This window comes from Bradyrhizobium sp. UFLA05-125, from assembly GCF_059803515.1.
The window spans coordinates 1-15884 of record NZ_JBANBJ010000073.1 but is presented as its reverse complement, the minus strand read 5'-3'; the positions used below and the strand labels follow the sequence as shown (position 1 = coordinate 15884).

The following is a 15884-nucleotide window of genomic DNA, read 5'->3' as shown; positions in this document are numbered from 1 at the left end:
TGCAGCCCCACCCAGTCTCGGGAGAAACGGTTACTCGATGTATTCGAACACCTCGTCCATGTTGCCGAACAGCGTCACCGTATTGTCGTCGATGCGAACCATTCGGCCGTAATGCGTTGAGGTGTTCACTTCGAAGATCTCGGCTGTCATTTCCTTCCCGAGAATCTCGCTGATTTCGTCCATCTTGAAGATCAGCTTGCCCTCTCCGTCGATGCGGATCAGGGCTGGCTGATAGGTCACGGTCACGTTCGGCTTTTTGCCCATGAACTCGGCGATGGCACGCGCCTCCACGCTGTCGTTCATCGTGACGCCGCACTGATGGGAAATCGTTTGTTCGAAACGAAGGTCTCCCATCTTCTGGAAGATGTTCTGGTTGGTCGCAGATCTGGAAGCAACGGACATTGCAATTTACTCCTTGGGAAGGGTGAGGCCGAGTTCGCCGAGAATCTTCTTGATGCGTTCGACGGACTGCGCGCGGGCGTCGGCGTACTGCACCGGCTTCGAATGCGGCTGCGACCAGATCGGCTGCAGGCCCGCGGCCGCCTTGTTGGCAAGCGCCACATGCTTGGTCACCCAGCCCTGGAACAGCTTCTTGTTGTGGGCGGCATGCTGATTGTCGGTGACGAGCAGATGCATCAGGTCGATCGTGTTCGCGAGGTTGCGCTCGTAGTCGGCTTCAGCCGCCGAGATGACGGGCGGCGTGATGAAGTCCCCATTCGATGAGGCCACCTGCATCAAGAAGCCACTACGGAACAGTTCGCCGACGAGCGGCTCGAACACGATATTGGTGGCAAAATACTGCTCAAGGTAATCGGCCGAGCCCATGATCGACTCGATCGCTTCCCGAGTGCCTTGCCAACCCTTGTCCTCGAGCCAGGTGTGCTTGCCGGCTGCGTCGTCGAAGCTCGGAATATCCATTCCGATTTCGGCCAGATAGAGCGTGATATCCTGGGCGAGGCGGAGCTTGTAGGACGAGTTGGTCAGCGTCGCGTTGTTGATCATCTGGGTGTAGCCGTAGCGCTGAGCTTGCATCAGCGAAGTGCCGAGCCCGAACTCGACATGCTTCCACGCACCGAGATGATTCTGCAGGATCTTGATCCACGCCTTATCGAAGGACTTCGGCGCGCCGGACTTGCGGCCGTTGGCGATCACCGCTTGAACCATCGCCTCGATCTTGGACTGCCGCTGGTAATGGGTCCGTTCCCACTCCTGGTCCGGAGCACGGAAGGCATGCCAATTCGAGCTCAGCGCCGCCGTGTTGTCCTTGGTGTAGGCACCCTTCCCGTTCGAGAACGAGATGATCCAGTCCTGCAACAGGTAGCGCTCCGGATCGGGCTGAACGTCGACAGTCACGTCCTCGTAATGCGTCGCTCGCTTGCTGCGCGGCTCGAAGTACCGATATTTGCGGCTGTCCGAGTCCGGAAACACCGCAGCGCCTGCTGCACCGGAGCCCACTGAAACGCTTGGAACGGCAGTCATAGTCTTTCTCCTCCCATTGGTGGCTTTACACTTGCTGGATCGACACGCGGAAAATCTCGATTAAAGTTTCAGTTATTGGCTGGTGTGAACTTGTCGAAGAAGACGCGATCAGACTCGACATCGTTCATCTGCAGCACCGGCGTGAGCGCCTCGATCATGGGCGATGGACCGCAGGCATAGACGTCGACGTCTTCGCCATATCCGGAAGTGCGCAGGTGAGCTCCGACCGCCTCGTGCACGAAACCCTTTTCTCCATGCCAGGTTGCGTCGTCGACAGCGTGGGAGAGCACCGGGACGAACGTAAACTCCGGATACTTCGAGGACAGTTCCTTGAATTGATCGAGATAGAAAAGATCGTTTTGCGTACGGGCCCCGTAGAAGAAATACACGGGACGCACTTCGCCTGAGCGAATGTGATCATGCAGGATCGACCACAGCGGCGACATTCCCGATCCTCCGCCGACCAGGATCATGGCTCCGGTTTTGTTTTCTCGCCGGAAGCAGGTCCCGTAGGGTCCCTTGATCCCGACCTCGGTTCCGACGGCGAGGTCTCCGTCAAGTCGGGAGGAGAAGCGTCCGTTCGGGTACTTTTTGATGATGAATGCGAGTTTTTGGCTTTCGCCCGGCGAATTTGCCATGGAAAACGAGCGCGTAATCGTCTCTGCCCCCGGGAGCGTGATGTCGACATATTGACCCGCCCAGAACTTCAGAGGTTGCTCCAGCGAGATTTCGAGCCGCCGAATGTCGTGGGTCAGCGCGGAGATGCTCGTGACTGTGCCCGTGAAGTCCTTGACGGGGATCGACTTCGACAGCACCTCCTCATCGTAGTTGAGGAGCTCCACTTCAAGATCCGAATAGGCCAGCGTCCTGCACAGCAGGATGTAGTCCTGGCTGCGCTCTATCTCGTTGAGGGCGAACGTCGAGTATTTCTTCAGCTCCACATCGCCGCCGGTAAGCACGCACTTGCATGCTGAGCATTGGCCTTCCTTGCAACCATGCGGCAGTGCGATGCCCTGGCGAAAAGCGGCGTCGAGAACGGTTTCGTTCTCTTCGACCTCGAATTCTATGCCTACGGGGTGCAGGCGAACGACATTAGCGGGCGCGCCCATAGGGGCCTCCTCAAACCAAGGCTTGCGAGTCTTCCGGTGATTGGCAGGGAAGGAGCCAGCGGAGCCGGCTCCTTCCCCCACGCTTAGTTGCAGGGATTGATGGTGAATCCCTTGCGATAGTCGGCGAGATGCGTCTCTCGGTCGGCCGGGCTCATCTCCCGCAGGGTGAGCAGCGGGCTCTTGAGAATGTGGCCGCGGACATCGTCGAGCGTCCACATTTCCTTCTCGTCGAAGCGCAGGTGCGGCTGGGCGACCAGGGTCTTGCCGTCGGTACGCACGAAGCCCAGATCCTTGATGGCGTCGGCGATATCCACGTTGTGATAGACGCTTTCCCACTCGCGACGGCCGCTGAACCGTCCCATCGCCGGGGTCGGACGCCCCTCATATTCGCCGGCGAAAGCTTCAACCGCCGTCCAGCGATCGATCTCATGGGCAAACGTGTAGAGCTTGCCGTCGATCTCATCCGTGACGATATCCTCGCGGATCAGGCAAGGCACCAGGCACGACCAGCAACGATGCGGATAGACATAGCCGACATCGCTGTTGAAGAGTATGTTGGTCTGGCCGCGATGCGATAGCTTCTCGTACCACTTCCAGAACTCGCCGAACTGAGCATACCAACCCGGGTACTTGTGCTCGAACCACTCGAAGTCCTTGTCGGTCTGGGCCTCGATGCGCCAGAAGTTCGCTGACCAGCCGACCGCAAAGAACTGCGCGACCTTGTGGACGTAGTGCTTCTCGGTCAGCCGTTTCCACGCGGTCTGAACGTCGTCATGATGGATCTTGATGCCGTACTTCTCGAGCGGCAGCATGTAGGTCCGATAATAGTCCTCGAAGATCCAGCGGTGCCACATCTCCGCGTAGGACTCCTTGGTCTTGTCGCGGTTGGTGGTGCCGTACTCGATGAAGGTGCCAATCGCGGCATCCACGATGGCGTGGTTCTGCCAGAACGCGTAGCGCATGTCGCGCTCGAGCAGAAGATGGTTCTCGGGCTCCTTCAGCATCGACATCAGCATCGAGTGGCCGTTGCCGATGTGGCGGCTCTCGTCCGACTGAACCGAGAGGAAAACCGTCGGCAGCGCATAGTCGCCGTTGCGGGCCGCTTCCGATGGCATGGCTACGAACAGCGTGTTCGTGAACGCGGTCTCGGCGACCACGGTCAGGTAAACGTTCGCCGACGTGATCGCGTCGCCGGTGATGAATCCTTCACCGAACTGGCGGCCGATGGTGGTGGCGTAGCATTTCCCGAACGCCTCCTCCGTGATGTCGAACCCGGCCGGGTCGATGTAGTTCTCCATGTACCATTTCTTCAGGTTCATCTGGATTGTCGAGTGGCGGAACTCGTCAACCATCTGCATTGTGAAGCCGGTGCGCAGATCTTCACCCGGGGCAAGGCGCCCGACCATGGCCATGGACCGCGCAGCGGAGATCTCAGGGAACGGGATGATCGCCAGGAAGAGCTTCATCCACTCGACCCAGCGCGGCTCGACGTTGCGGAACATGTCGCCGCGCAAAGCAGCATCGAGCGCGCCGTACACGCGGTTGTCCTTTTCTTCCTGCATCGGGAAGTAGGAGCGAAGGACTTGCTTCATCGGATCCTTCGGCGCCTTCGTGATTTTGTAGTCCGTGGGGAAGGTCATCGCTTCCTGCACGTAGGACGGATTCCACCCGAGATCCGCAATCTTCTTTGCAGCTTCGCCGACGGAAATGCCGCGCTGAGCGGTGATCTTGTTGAGTGTTAAAGTTCCAGACATCTAGTCTATCCTCCTGATCGGGTCAGAGACCACTTCGATATTCCGCCTGCCCAGGACCTCGACGGGCCGGGCAGTGCTTACCCGTGCGTTACGGGCCACCTCGCGGCCGTTCGCACGACCGGACGTTTGATATCGGCAAGGGTCTTAGGATGACTGTGGAGCCCTCCAGCGATGATCAGGGACGATCTTCGGACCCAGCGGCCCCCGATCGCAATTGTCCCATCCCGCATGAAAGCGCGCCTTCAGCTGAGCATCCCCTTCCCTCGTTCTTTTCGCGGCTCGCCCCAGACGGAGCAGTCGGCGTTGTTGTGCCAAGAGCTTTGCAATGGGCGTGCCAGCGCGTCTTTGGGGGCCCGCCGAGTAATTTCTGATTGGGTAAGTGGGGAAATGAGCGAACGCCGAGGGGCCACAATGCCTGGGTCGCGACTAACTGAGATGCAATTTGCGACACGAATTGCAAAATGAGAATCTCAGTGACGCGTATGGGCGCCTATTTTGCACCGCAATGTTTGCGCCGCAATATCGATCGGTCGCCTGGATGCCGAAATTACTTTGTTCGCTGTTGATCGATGGCGCATTGAGAGGACCAGAGACAGACTTTCTAAAGGTCCTCTCTCATCCGGCCAGCAAGCACTTGTCGGCGATAGGTGCAGATCGAAACCGGTTCGACAGCACTTCCCTGGATCACCAGCAGACTAAATGTTGGATGACGCGCTCTTGACCTGGTGCATCTCATTGAGATTGAAACGACGGCGTGGCAGCGCTTCTCCTACGGGGGCCAATGGTTCGGCGCTCCTCTAGATTGATCACTTGGCCGCACTTTGCAATCGGCATTCTTTCGCTCATGCCGGCGGCCGCGCGTTGCGAGCTGGTTCCTTGGTCGCCCGCTCGAACTAGCGATAGTCTTCCACGCCGGCTGAGTGCGTTGATTGCCCAACCCTCGACATCCAGCGGCCGGAATAGAGGGCGTAACAATCATAATCGCAAAAGGGCAATCCGGTACTGAATTCTTTCAGATAGCTTGCATGTATTGGCTCACAGCAAAGCATGCAGAACGTTTTTGGACATGGCGTTTTGCCGTTCACCAGAATGAACCTTATGTGGCGCCTCCCAATGCGAAGCATTACAATGCCACTATGTCATCGTTGAACACCTAAGCGGCTCGCAACCAGCGGAGCCATCTATGGTCGGCCTCCCTGCGCACTCTGAACCGGGCGACGCACTTCCTGGAGCAGAGCGCCGTGCGCCAGCAGTAGTAACGAATAAGCCCAAACTTTCCGCCGCAGACGGCGCAGCAACCCGCTGAACCGTGGTGAGGATTCTTGGAGCTCTTGCCCATTCTGGCCTCCTGTCGATATCGCGCGAATAATTCTCCGAGCTTCCACATAGCACCGCGACCACACGCGAAGTGCGGCGTCAGCGATGGCGTTGGCTTGCAATGTCTCGCGGCGGATACGGACGCCAGGCGCAAGAGTTTGCCTCTGAAGTGCGCCTCAAGGCGAAGCGGCTCGTTCTTGGCCGTATCGGTGCGCTTCGCCGGCGAGTACCTGCAAGGAGGTGTGCAACGGCCGTGCCAGATCGTTCGAGGGCTTCTTTCGGATCGTCTTCTGAGCAGCAGAAGACAGAGCTGGGCGACATTGGATGATTGCGGGTGTCGCCCTGAGACCGGTCGCGTTGCAAATTGCGACGACGACGCAAAATGAGACTTTGTGCGAACCGCGCGGGGTACCCGTCCAGCACTCGTAGCGTTTGCGCCGCAACATGAGCAGTCTGTGTGCGGTCACCTGGACAGACGGAGGGCCGTCAAATCCACCGCGAGAAGTGCATTCTCGCGATGGATGACGTGGTTTCTGAATCAAGGAATTAAAACAGCGCGTCCATGAATCTTGCCGGCGTTGAGATCGTGCAACGCCTTGTTCGCATCCGCCAGGCGATACTCGGCCGTGGCGAGTTCAACCAAACCTCGATCCGCGAGGGCCATCAACTCCGTTAGCTCGGCCCATGTGCCGACCAGATTTCCGATGATGTTTTTCTCGGCAATCACCATGTCGACGGTCGGAACACGGATGTCCTCACCATAGCCAACGACGTAATAGCTGCCCATCGGACGGGTCATCGCCAGGCCTTTGGATGTCGTGCCCTTCTCGCCGACGAAATCGATCACCGCTTCCGCGCCGTTTCCGGCAGTCAGAGCCAGCACTGCTGCCACTTCATTGCCGTCAGCTTTCACCAGATGATCGGCGCCGGACTTTTCGGCCAATTTCAGCGACGCTTCGGACTTGTCGACCACGATAACGTCGGCAGCACACATTGCCTTGAGGCATTGGATTCCGATGTGGCCTAACCCACCCGCTCCGATAACGACGCAGAATTCGCCTGGCAAAAGGTGACGCGTGGCCTTCTTGATTGCGCGATAGGCCGTAAGGCCCGCATCCGCGTAGGGCGCTACATCCTTCGGAGCAAGTGTCCGCGGCAGCGGCACGATATTTCGTTCCGAGGTGCATAAGAATTCTGCGTAGCCGCCGTTGCAATCGAGACCCGGAAACGTGCCGGGACCATGCATGTCGAAGCCACGGCGACAGGCGAGACACGTGCCGCCGGTGATCTTCGGATGAACGATAACCGGGTCACCTTTCTTCAGGCCCTCAACTTCCTTGCCAACCTCTTCGATCCAGCCCGCATTTTCGTGTCCCATGATGATGGGTAGCAGTTTATCGCCGGTTGGATCCATATGCGGCTTCCAGACGCCTTCAATAATATGAAGGTCAGTCCTACATACGCCAGCGCCGCCGATACGGACGATGACGTCCGTCGATTTGGTTAACTTGGGATCCGGCACTTTTTCCTCGCTGACCCACCGATCGTTGGACAGCTTTTCGTCATACGCTCTCAATACTTGGGCTCTCATGTTCTCCTCCGTCTGCCCGGCGAACTTCGCGCTCGCCATCGCCGAGGCGGCTCAGCATTTTTCGTGCCAGTGAATTTGTTATTGCAGCGCAAACGACCGTTCCAACAATCGGCAAGCCGCGCGTCGATGTAGCAGCTTGGCGCATGGTCCAGATCTCCGAACGGCCGAAGATTTCGGAACAAGCTCTGCCCGGGCATCTTGCCGGGTCGTCCCTTCCCTGTCCTACCCCCAAACAACCCAGGAGTGCTCTCTGGTCTGCTTGCGCGCCAGGAGCTGCCGTAGTTGGAGTGTCATCCGCAGCTTGTCACCGTAGCTACAAACGAACTCCCTCCCCACCCCCTTAAGAAGTTGATTCAAGACAATCACTTAGATTTCGCGGTTTGGAGGAGCCCCGTTCCGCCGTTTTCATCGACGGCGCAAGCGCCATCTTTCCTCGTGCCGTGGCCGAGCGATACCGTGCTTGTGCAAGATCAGGTTGCAAATCGTGTCTCCGCCGTCATTGTCGTCGGCCTTATCTGCGACCGCTCTACTGATCGCAAAAACAACGCCTTGTGTTGTGCCGAATCCGAGCGATAAGCCGATGGTGGCGCCTATCGCTGCACCTACAAGGCCTCCGATTTCAAGACCTGTGCCCTCATAGAAGCGACAGACGTTACCATTCCGTGTCTTCGTGCGCCTCCATGATCGGGATATCGCTAGGCGGAGCGGTTACTTCAAACGAAGCACCTTGTCGCGAGCGGTGATGCAAGAGGGATCTGACGGTCCTGCCACTTAATTCTCGAACCCAGGAAACGCCAAACCAAGCCAGCGACGCGACCTGTACGGCAACGCTCAACCCGAAGGCAACTTGGTAGGCTATCAGTGGATAGTGCCGATCTTGAACGGGCCATTGCTCGAGTATGAGTCCAGTTCCACACTGAACCGCGAAGGCCCACCCGAAATGCAAGACGTTTAGGCTTCCGTTGGCGCGAGCCGCGAGTTCGGTTGGAAAGTATTCTGCGATCGTCGCGTAGCTGAGGACAGTGGCGGCGCCGCAGACGGCAACCACTGACCATGGCAGCATCGACGGGAGCGGTAGACGCAGGATCAGCGTGAGCTCAGCCAAGACGAACAGTAGCGCCATCACTGCGAGCAGCGTTTCCGAACCGATACCATGTCTTCGCAACCGGTCGGCAATCGTGCCCAGCAGCAAGGCGCCGGCACATACGCCAATCGCCATGACGAGCAATTGGGTCACCAAGGTTTCGCGGTTCAGTCCCTCGACATCCCTGAGCCAGGGCGCGGCCCACAACGCCTGCAACGACCAGGCAGCCCCAACGCAGCTCGCCGAAAGAGGTGCAATTCGCCAGAAACGGCGATTCGTAAAGATCGCTTCGAGCCGAAGTCCCGCCGGCCGCGCTTGCTGTGCAATCGTGCTCTCCGGGACCGCTAGAAAGATCAGGAGGGCGGCTGCGAGCGTTGTAGTCGCCAAAACCTCAAATATTCCGCGCCACCCCATCGAGTTCAGCAACCATTCGGCAGGTCGGGTTGCCGTCACCGCACCTAAAGCACCCAGCATAATCATATAGCCGTTCATCAGCGCGACCCGTTCTCTGGGAAACCAGAGAACGATCGCTTTCAGCCCAGCCATCAATGCGGCCGCGACGCCGAGCCCAATCATTGCGCGGGCGAGCAAGAGCGACAAGAATCCGCTCGAAGCGCCGAACAGAGCGGCCCCTAGGGCCGCCGCCAGCAACAAGGCGCTCTGAACCCGGCGTGGACCAAAACGATCCAACAAGATTCCGATAGGAATTTGGGCGGCCCCGAAAATCAGAAAATACACTGATGTCAGCAGCCCGAGACTGCCGGCATTCAGACCAAGGTCCACCGATAGAGGTTCAGAAATCAGCGTATTGATCGTTCGGAACAGATAGGAGAGATAGTAGCCTGCCGCAAACGGCAAAAAAACGCCGAGTATCAACCGCGATACTGGAAGTCGCCCCGCGGCACTTGCCTCGGGGATTGTGGGTGCGGCAGATGGGACGAGCGGGACCTGGCCTGCCCTCCTTCCGGTCGGCTCAGCAGAACGCGTTTGGTAAATTTCGAAAGTTGCGGTTGCTGCCGTCCTCCTGGACGGCAGCCGTCTGCTTGGATTCCACGTCTGGAGCGGCGTCCTGGAGGATGTCGGCCTGATCTTCTGAACGACCGGACACGGTTTCCCCATCGCGCTCAGGCGGAGGGACGTCGCGCTCGGTCATACTGAGACTGGCGATCGTCTCCCGCATCAGCGGCCGGCCCGAGCGCACACGCCGATCAACCTGCTCGGCCAGGGCCTTGAACCGCTGATAGCCCAGCACACACGCGTCGCGCTGTTGCGAGGGCGGCATCGGCGGCGTCACCGTGACGTGATAGCGGGCGTGCAACGCGACCGTCTCGGCGATGATCGCAAGTTCGCTCTCCAGGCGTTCAATCTGATCGCCGATCCTATGGAAGGCTTCGTGCACCATTTCTTCCGTCGGCGGAGCTGGATTCAGGAAACGTTCGAGAGCGGCCTGCACGACCATGCTCTTCCCGGCCCCCGCCTGGCCGGTTGCAGCTTCCAAGCGCTCGAAAATCGTCTCGGAGAGCTGAACGCTGACCTTTCTGGTTCGAGGCGGGATCGGGGAGATATTCGCCTCAGTTTGATCCAAGCTCAGGCTGACCTGTCCGTCGCGTTCGACTTCGACCGTCATAATCTCCCCTCCTCGTGCAACTAGATCGATCGGTGCAGCTCGCGCTCGCAATCAGCGAGGCGAGATCCGATCGAACGAATGAGCCGCCTCAACGGCGGCCGGGCACAGAAGGAACAGTCCTGCGATTGCTTCAACCGCACAGGCGTCGATGCCGCAGTCTGGCGTAGGATAAGAAAGAAATGGCGGGCCGCTCAGCCGGGATCAGGTTTTTCAGTAGACGGAACACGCGGCTCGACGTCCAAGGTGATCTCCTGCGCGAGGCTCTGGCCTCGGGCGAGCCGCCGGCCCAAGGCTTCGATGAACCCCTCGTAGCGTTCACGCCCCTTGGCCTGTGCAGCAGGTTGTGCGGTATCCGGCAGGGGCGGCGTCGCCGTCAGCCAGAAGCGAACGAACAACGCCAGCGCTTCGTTCGAAATCGTCACATGGCGCTCGAGGCGCTCGACCTGGCGGGTGAGCCGGTCCAACCGCCGGCCGAGGGCCGCTTCCATGCGCTCGGAGCCGTCCGGGGACAGGAATGATGACAGCGCCGATTCGACGACGAGCGCCTGTGGCACTCGCTTCCGGTTGGCATAGTCCGCGAGCTGGCTGGCGAGTTCGGGACGTAGGCGAAATGTATGCTTGCTCCGCATCGCCTCACCCTAGAGATCAAGGCTATCATCAGGATCCATCGCCGCCTGACGGGCTATGCTCGTTGCCGCGTGGCGCAGTTCGCCTGCACGCTGGATGTCATCATCGGAATCCTCATCGGTGAATTCGAACTCGGTCGTCGCGGGCGTCCGATCTGGCGCCACGTCTTCATGCTCAGGAAGCTCGGGCTCTAGCCTAATGCCGCCATTGGCCGGATCGTCCGCGGATTTGCCATCCTTTCCGTGAATAAGTGGCTTCTGACCGTCGCGCGAGGTACCCGGCAGGGGCAGCTTGCTCCAGTCGTCGTCGGGTGATCGGACGGGCTTATCAACTGTTCCGGACGGAGCCGGCGGAAGTACTCGCTCGCGGAATTGTGGGTCTTCGTAGTAGCGCGCCTTCTTCGCACGAATCGGCGGACATCCCGAGACCAGGATCAACTCATCGTCCGGTGGTAGCTGCATCACCTCGCCGGGCGTCAAAAGCGGACGGGCTGTCTCCTGCCGCGACACCATGAGGTGACCAAGCCACGGGCTTAACCTATGGCCAGCATAGTTCTTCATGGCGCGCAATTCGGTCGCTGTTCCCAGCGCCTCCGACACGCGGCGCGCGGTCCGTTCGTCGTTGCTGGCGAAGGACACGCGGACATGGCAGTTGTCGAGAATCGAATTGTTCGGGCCATAGGCCTTCTCGATTTGATTGAGTGACTGGGCGATCAAGAAACTCTTGAGCCCGTAGCCCGCCATGAACGCGAGCGCCGACTCGAAGAAGTCCAGCCTGCCCAGGGCGGGAAACTCGTCGAGCATAAGCAGCACACGATGCCGACGCCCCTTGGCGTTCAAATCCTCCGTCAAGCGTCGACCGATCTGGTTGAGGATCAGCCGCACCAGCGGCTTGGTCCGGCTGATGTCGGATGGTGGGACGACGAGGTAAAGGGTTGTCGCCTGGTTTGCCTCCACCAGATCGCGGATCCGCCAGTCGCTGTGGCGCGTGACTTGCGCCACGACTGGATCACGGTAGAGCCCAAGGAACGACATCGCAGTTGAGAGCACGCCAGAGCGTTCGTTCTCGCTCTTGTTCAGAAGCTCGCGCGCCGCAGAGGCGATAACCGGGTGAACGCCGCCATCGCCGAGATGAGCCGTCGACATCATCGCGCGCAAGGTCGCCTCGATCGGGCGCTTGGGATCCGACAGGAATTTTGCGACGCCAGCCAAGGTCTTGTCCTGCTCGGCGTATAGGATGTGCAGGATCGCGCCGACCAGCAGGGAATGACTGGTCTTCTCCCAGTGACTACGCCGTTCCAAGGCACCTTCCGGATCAACCAGCACGTCGGCGATGTTCTGGACGTCCCGAACTTCCCACTCCCCGCGGCGTACCTCCAGGAGGGGATTGTAGGTCGCCGAGTTGCGGTTGGTGGGGTCGAACAGCACGACCTTTCCATGGCGGGCGCGGAAGCCGGATGTCAAATGCCAGTTCTCCCCCTTGATGTCGTGGACGATGCAACTGCCCGGCCATGTCAGGAGCGTCGGCACCACGAGACCGACGCCCTTACCCGACCGCGTCGGCGCGAAGCAGAGCACGTGCTCGGGGCCGTCGTGTCGAAGGTAGTTGCGCTCAAAGCGACCGAGCACGACACCGTCTGGGCCCAAGAGCTGCGCGCTACGGATTTCGTTCTTCAGTGCCCACCGGGCGGAGCCATAGGTGGCCGCGGTCTGCGCTTCCTGCGCCCGCCAGATCGACATTCCGAAGGCGACGATGATCGAGATCACCCCGCCCGACGCCGCGACGCAGGCCCCCTCGACAAAGATTTTGGGGGCGTAGGCATCGTATGCGTACCACCACCAGAAGAAGGCGGGCGGAAGGTAGATGGGCATGCCGAGTTCAAACCAGGGCGGTCCGAGTCGCGGCTGAAATCCCAGCCTCCAGGCAACCCATTGCGTCGCTGCCCAGGTGGTGATGAGCACGATAGCAAGGACGAGCGTGATCTGGCCCCAAAGCACTTTGGTTGTCGACATGGCCAAGATGCAGCAGGGCTACCCGCGCGACATCAAGGACAAGACGCCCATAAGGGTACGTTGTGCGGTCCCCGCGCAGAAATCGGACGGATCAGGATCTTGTCGATGTCGCTAGAGGCCCAGTCCGCGCTTGCGACCAAAATCCCAATCGATCCTGCCGCCTGGCATCATGAGGCCTGTCACCTGCCTTCCAAGATGCTGCTCCAAGGCTGGTCGCCATGGCACAAGTTGGAAACCGAGCCCGTCATCGATCATGGCAAAGCGACCCGAGGCGAGCGTCACTCGTTGCCTGTAGATGCCGGAGATAGCATCGCCCTCAGCAGCCAAGCTGTGGTCAAGCCCCGTTCCAGCCGCAAGCTTGGTCGTCGCGTCCTGCAGCTCGCGCCGCCGCAACGTCGCAAGCAAGTCGCGCGCGAATAGCACGCGCTGCCCCTGCCGGCGGGCTAGGCCCTGCTCGATGAGGTGATCGGCACGGGCCTCCATTGCATCCCGCACCTCGGCACCAAAACCGCTACGGCTGAGCGGCGGATCTTTGGCGAGGAGCTGGCGGTCGAGCCATGTGCTGCCCTTCGCGGTGACCTGTTCGTGGATAGTCAGGTCCGACCGGATGGCGAGCGACACGCGCCGGCGCCCGTTCGTGTCATCGTAAGCGCGCGCCTCGACGATGGCGCCGGCCGACCCATCGCCGGTCATCTCAATGTCTGCAAAGCGCAGGTGGTGCGTGCGACCATCGATACCGGCAATGATCGCGTAAGCGGACCCTGTGAGCTCATCGTCGAGACCACGTTGAACGAGGCGCCCCAGAATCGGATCGGCTGGTTCTTCGCCATGCAAGGCAAAGGTGCTGACGTCCGGCTCGCGACCGGTCCCACTGAGGGCTTGGTGCATCGTCTTGATGATGTCGCCGCGCATTCCGATCTGGCGAAGCGCCTGGTCAAGGCCGGGCTTCAGGGTCCAACAGGCGGGACCTGCCGGCTCTGCCAAGCCAAGGCGTTCGAGCTTGGCGGCCCTGCCGAGCAGCAGGCTGCGCAGTTCGGGATCCTCCACATCCAGGCTCCGCCTGAGATCTGCCACGCCCCCATTCGCGTCGGAGATGTCCCGCAGCGCACGGTCGAGGCTGGTCCAGCGCTCCGCATCAACCTCCCGCCCCAGACTTACGCGAATCTCGTGCTCGCTGCGGGGCCCAAGCTCGAGAGTGACGCGGTCCGCCGCCCGATCCCGGAGGCCGCGGCTGATATACTCGCGGCTGATCACGAGGTCCTGACCGTCATCAGCACGCCCACGGATGAGGATGTGGACATGCGGATTGTCCGTATTCCAATGATCTACCGCGACCCAATCGAGCCTGGTTCCGAGATCCTTCTCGACGTCACGCATCAGCTCGCGCGTGAACGTCTTGAGGTCCCCCAGCGCGGCGCCATCCTCGGGCGAGACGATGAAGCGGAAGTGATGACGATCCTCTTCGCAACGTACGGCGAAGGCGCGCTCGTCTGCCGCATCAGAGTTCGTGTCAAACATGCGCGCGTCTTCGCCGTCACGCGTCACGCCATCGCGCTTGAGATAGGCCAGGTGCTTGGGCAGGGGTGCCGATCGAAAGCGCGAGCCCTTGTGACGTACGACGCGTGCTTTTGTCACGACCCGCCGGGCATTCGAGCGCAGGCGGATCGAGACTGCCGCGCGGCGGCCGCGCCCAAATTGGGAACGGCTGTGAGCCTGGCTTGACCGGAAACTGTTGCCGACGTGACCCGCCCTCTTTGCGGACCGCATCACCTCCCCGACAAAGCTCTTCGGGCGCTTGGCCCCACGGTTGCCGTGGTGGATGCGACCGGGGTGGATCCGTAGGTCGTCGTCACGTGACGTCACGGCTGAGAACCTTGCTCCTGCGCAGGTGTATGGCGCACGAGGCATTGATTGTGTTCGAGGAATTGCGGAAAGCGCCGGCAGGAGACATTACCCGCCTTACAAAATCCCCCGCCCAACCAACCACATAGGCAGGACCGCAGGCCGGCCTTTTCCCTTGCCATCCCCGGTCGGCTATCCCCTGCTCCCTCCCTATGACTTCCGAACGTACGAAAACACTCGACAGCATCCGACGGAGTACGATTGCAATCATCGTGACGATCCCGAACGTGAGGACTGCACAAACAGACCCGTTGCACGAGGTATCAACGCGGACGTATCCATGTCGGGTAGATCGCTAGACCGACCAATTTGGTGAGCGATCGCCGCCGAAGCACCGCCGACGGAAGAGCTCGTCGGCGGCCGTACGGCGACGACATCTTGCAACCGAGAAGGAGAGCGTGCGCCTGACGAAGTCAGGGGTCTTCGGCGTGTGATGCCGATCTCAGATTCAATTGTTCGGACGTAGGTCAACGTCTCCTCGGGCAGGCGATGGCCCGTTGCCAGGAGCTGTTCGTATCGGCCGGGACCTGCATTATAGGCAGCAAGAAACCCTTCCGATCCGAACCGGTCGAGCATCTCACGCAGGTACGCGGTCCCTGCCAGAATATTGTCGCGGAGATCGAAGGGATCGATTCCGAGCTCGTAGCGGACGCTCAGTTCGACCCAGGTCGCAGGCATGATTTGCATCAAGCCAAGCGCACCTCGAGACGATACTGCTCGCGCGTTGCCGCCACTTTCGACCCTCATCACGGTAAGGATCCAGCGTTCCGGGATCGTAAACCGGCGGGACGCCTCGGTCACAAATGGCGCGTAAGGGACGATCCGCAGGATCGCCGGTGAAGGCGCAGCCGGTGGGCTTTCGGCTGTTGCCGGTGAGAGCAATTCGACTGTCGGCAACGCGGCCGTAAGGCCGACGACAACCGTGAGCGACCGAAGTCGTTTTGCTGCTGTCGCGGCTATCCGGCACATCGTACAGAAACGTCGGCCTCGCCGCCGCTCTGAAGCCCAGCCAAGTGCGCTGGGTTCAAGGAATTGGCCGGGATGGAAGAAGGGTGCCGGGAGCGGCTAAACAGATGAGGTGCAGCTGGACGAAGCGAGATCGGCATGCTCACTCCTCCTTGGTCCAGATCGGAAGCGCCTGGCCAATGACCGCAGATGCTGGAATGGACCCGAAATACCGACCGTCTAGAGAATCCGGCGACTGCCAGTTCATAACGAAAATTTCACCGGCGTCGATCACGCGGCATCCCTGCCAGCTTGGTAGTGGCCGATGGCGGCCATCGCGCTCGCGGGCCTGCCCCATGTCTATGCTATCGACCGTGATAGTGAGCCCGCTCCTACAGACGGTCTGCCCGGGCAATGCGAGGATTCGCTTGAGCATG

General features: G+C 60.2%; 12 protein-coding genes. All 12 read right to left on the bottom strand.

Features of this window, described 5'->3' with window-relative positions:
• Window positions 1-30: 30 nt before the first annotated feature.
• Window positions 31-402 carry an MmoB/DmpM family protein gene (locus SO156_RS37350; RefSeq protein WP_027550986.1) on the bottom strand — a complete coding sequence of 124 codons (372 nt, stop codon included), beginning with the start codon at window positions 400-402 and terminating at the stop codon, window positions 31-33.
• Window positions 403-408: 6 nt separating this feature from the next.
• Window positions 409-1479, bottom strand: a complete 1071-nt coding sequence (locus tag SO156_RS37345) for an aromatic/alkene monooxygenase hydroxylase subunit beta (protein WP_498538283.1) — start codon at window positions 1477-1479, stop codon at window positions 409-411.
• Between the two features lie 68 nt (window positions 1480-1547).
• Complete coding sequence (locus SO156_RS37340) at window positions 1548-2588, bottom strand: 2Fe-2S iron-sulfur cluster-binding protein (protein ID WP_498538282.1); 1041 nt, start codon at window positions 2586-2588, stop codon at window positions 1548-1550.
• Window positions 2589-2671: 83 nt separating this feature from the next.
• Complete coding sequence (locus SO156_RS37335; protein WP_254107656.1) at window positions 2672-4342, bottom strand: aromatic/alkene/methane monooxygenase hydroxylase/oxygenase subunit alpha; 1671 nt, start codon at window positions 4340-4342, stop codon at window positions 2672-2674.
• A 1855-nt stretch (window positions 4343-6197) separates the two neighbouring features.
• Window positions 6198-7250, bottom strand: a complete 1053-nt coding sequence (locus tag SO156_RS37330) for an NAD(P)-dependent alcohol dehydrogenase (RefSeq protein WP_498538281.1) — start codon at window positions 7248-7250, stop codon at window positions 6198-6200.
• 652 nt (window positions 7251-7902) lie between these two features.
• On the bottom strand, window positions 7903-9210 hold the full coding sequence (locus SO156_RS37325) for an MFS transporter (protein WP_498538280.1): 1308 nt from the start codon (window positions 9208-9210) through the stop codon (window positions 7903-7905).
• Between the two features lie 97 nt (window positions 9211-9307).
• On the bottom strand, window positions 9308-9961 hold the full coding sequence (locus SO156_RS37320) for a ribbon-helix-helix domain-containing protein (protein WP_498538279.1): 654 nt from the start codon (window positions 9959-9961) through the stop codon (window positions 9308-9310).
• A gap of 191 nt (window positions 9962-10152) precedes the next feature.
• Window positions 10153-10590, bottom strand: coding sequence for a CopG family transcriptional regulator (locus SO156_RS37315; RefSeq protein ID WP_498538278.1), 438 nt, complete (start codon window positions 10588-10590; stop codon window positions 10153-10155).
• A gap of 9 nt (window positions 10591-10599) precedes the next feature.
• Complete coding sequence (locus tag SO156_RS37310; protein WP_498538277.1) at window positions 10600-12600, bottom strand: conjugal transfer protein TraG; 2001 nt, start codon at window positions 12598-12600, stop codon at window positions 10600-10602.
• A gap of 111 nt (window positions 12601-12711) precedes the next feature.
• Window positions 12712-14463, bottom strand: coding sequence for a relaxase/mobilization nuclease domain-containing protein (locus tag SO156_RS37305; RefSeq protein WP_498538276.1), 1752 nt, complete (start codon window positions 14461-14463; stop codon window positions 12712-12714).
• Window positions 14464-14709: 246 nt separating this feature from the next.
• On the bottom strand, window positions 14710-15249 hold the full coding sequence (locus SO156_RS37300) for a lytic transglycosylase domain-containing protein (RefSeq protein WP_498538311.1): 540 nt from the start codon (window positions 15247-15249) through the stop codon (window positions 14710-14712).
• A gap of 361 nt (window positions 15250-15610) precedes the next feature.
• On the bottom strand, window positions 15611-15884 hold a 274-nt coding region (locus tag SO156_RS37295; RefSeq protein ID WP_498538275.1), incomplete at its 5' end, for a S26 family signal peptidase.

Excerpts from the sequence above, each read along its gene's own strand:
- SO156_RS37315 (WP_498538278.1), bottom strand. The coding sequence starts at position 10,590 with ATGCGGAGCAAGCATACATTTCGCCTACGTCCCGAACTCGCCAGCCAG.
- SO156_RS37340 (WP_498538282.1), bottom strand. The coding sequence starts at position 2,588 with ATGGGCGCGCCCGCTAATGTCGTTCGCCTGCACCCCGTAGGCATAGAA.
- SO156_RS37335 (WP_254107656.1), bottom strand. The coding sequence starts at position 4,342 with ATGTCTGGAACTTTAACACTCAACAAGATCACCGCTCAGCGCGGCATT.
- SO156_RS37350 (WP_027550986.1), bottom strand. The coding sequence starts at position 402 with ATGTCCGTTGCTTCCAGATCTGCGACCAACCAGAACATCTTCCAGAAG.
- SO156_RS37330 (WP_498538281.1), bottom strand. The coding sequence starts at position 7,250 with ATGAGAGCCCAAGTATTGAGAGCGTATGACGAAAAGCTGTCCAACGAT.
- SO156_RS37345 (WP_498538283.1), bottom strand. The coding sequence starts at position 1,479 with ATGACTGCCGTTCCAAGCGTTTCAGTGGGCTCCGGTGCAGCAGGCGCT.
- SO156_RS37310 (WP_498538277.1), bottom strand. The coding sequence starts at position 12,600 with ATGTCGACAACCAAAGTGCTTTGGGGCCAGATCACGCTCGTCCTTGCT.
- SO156_RS37300 (WP_498538311.1), bottom strand. The coding sequence starts at position 15,249 with ATGAGGGTCGAAAGTGGCGGCAACGCGCGAGCAGTATCGTCTCGAGGT.
- SO156_RS37320 (WP_498538279.1), bottom strand. The coding sequence starts at position 9,961 with ATGACGGTCGAAGTCGAACGCGACGGACAGGTCAGCCTGAGCTTGGAT.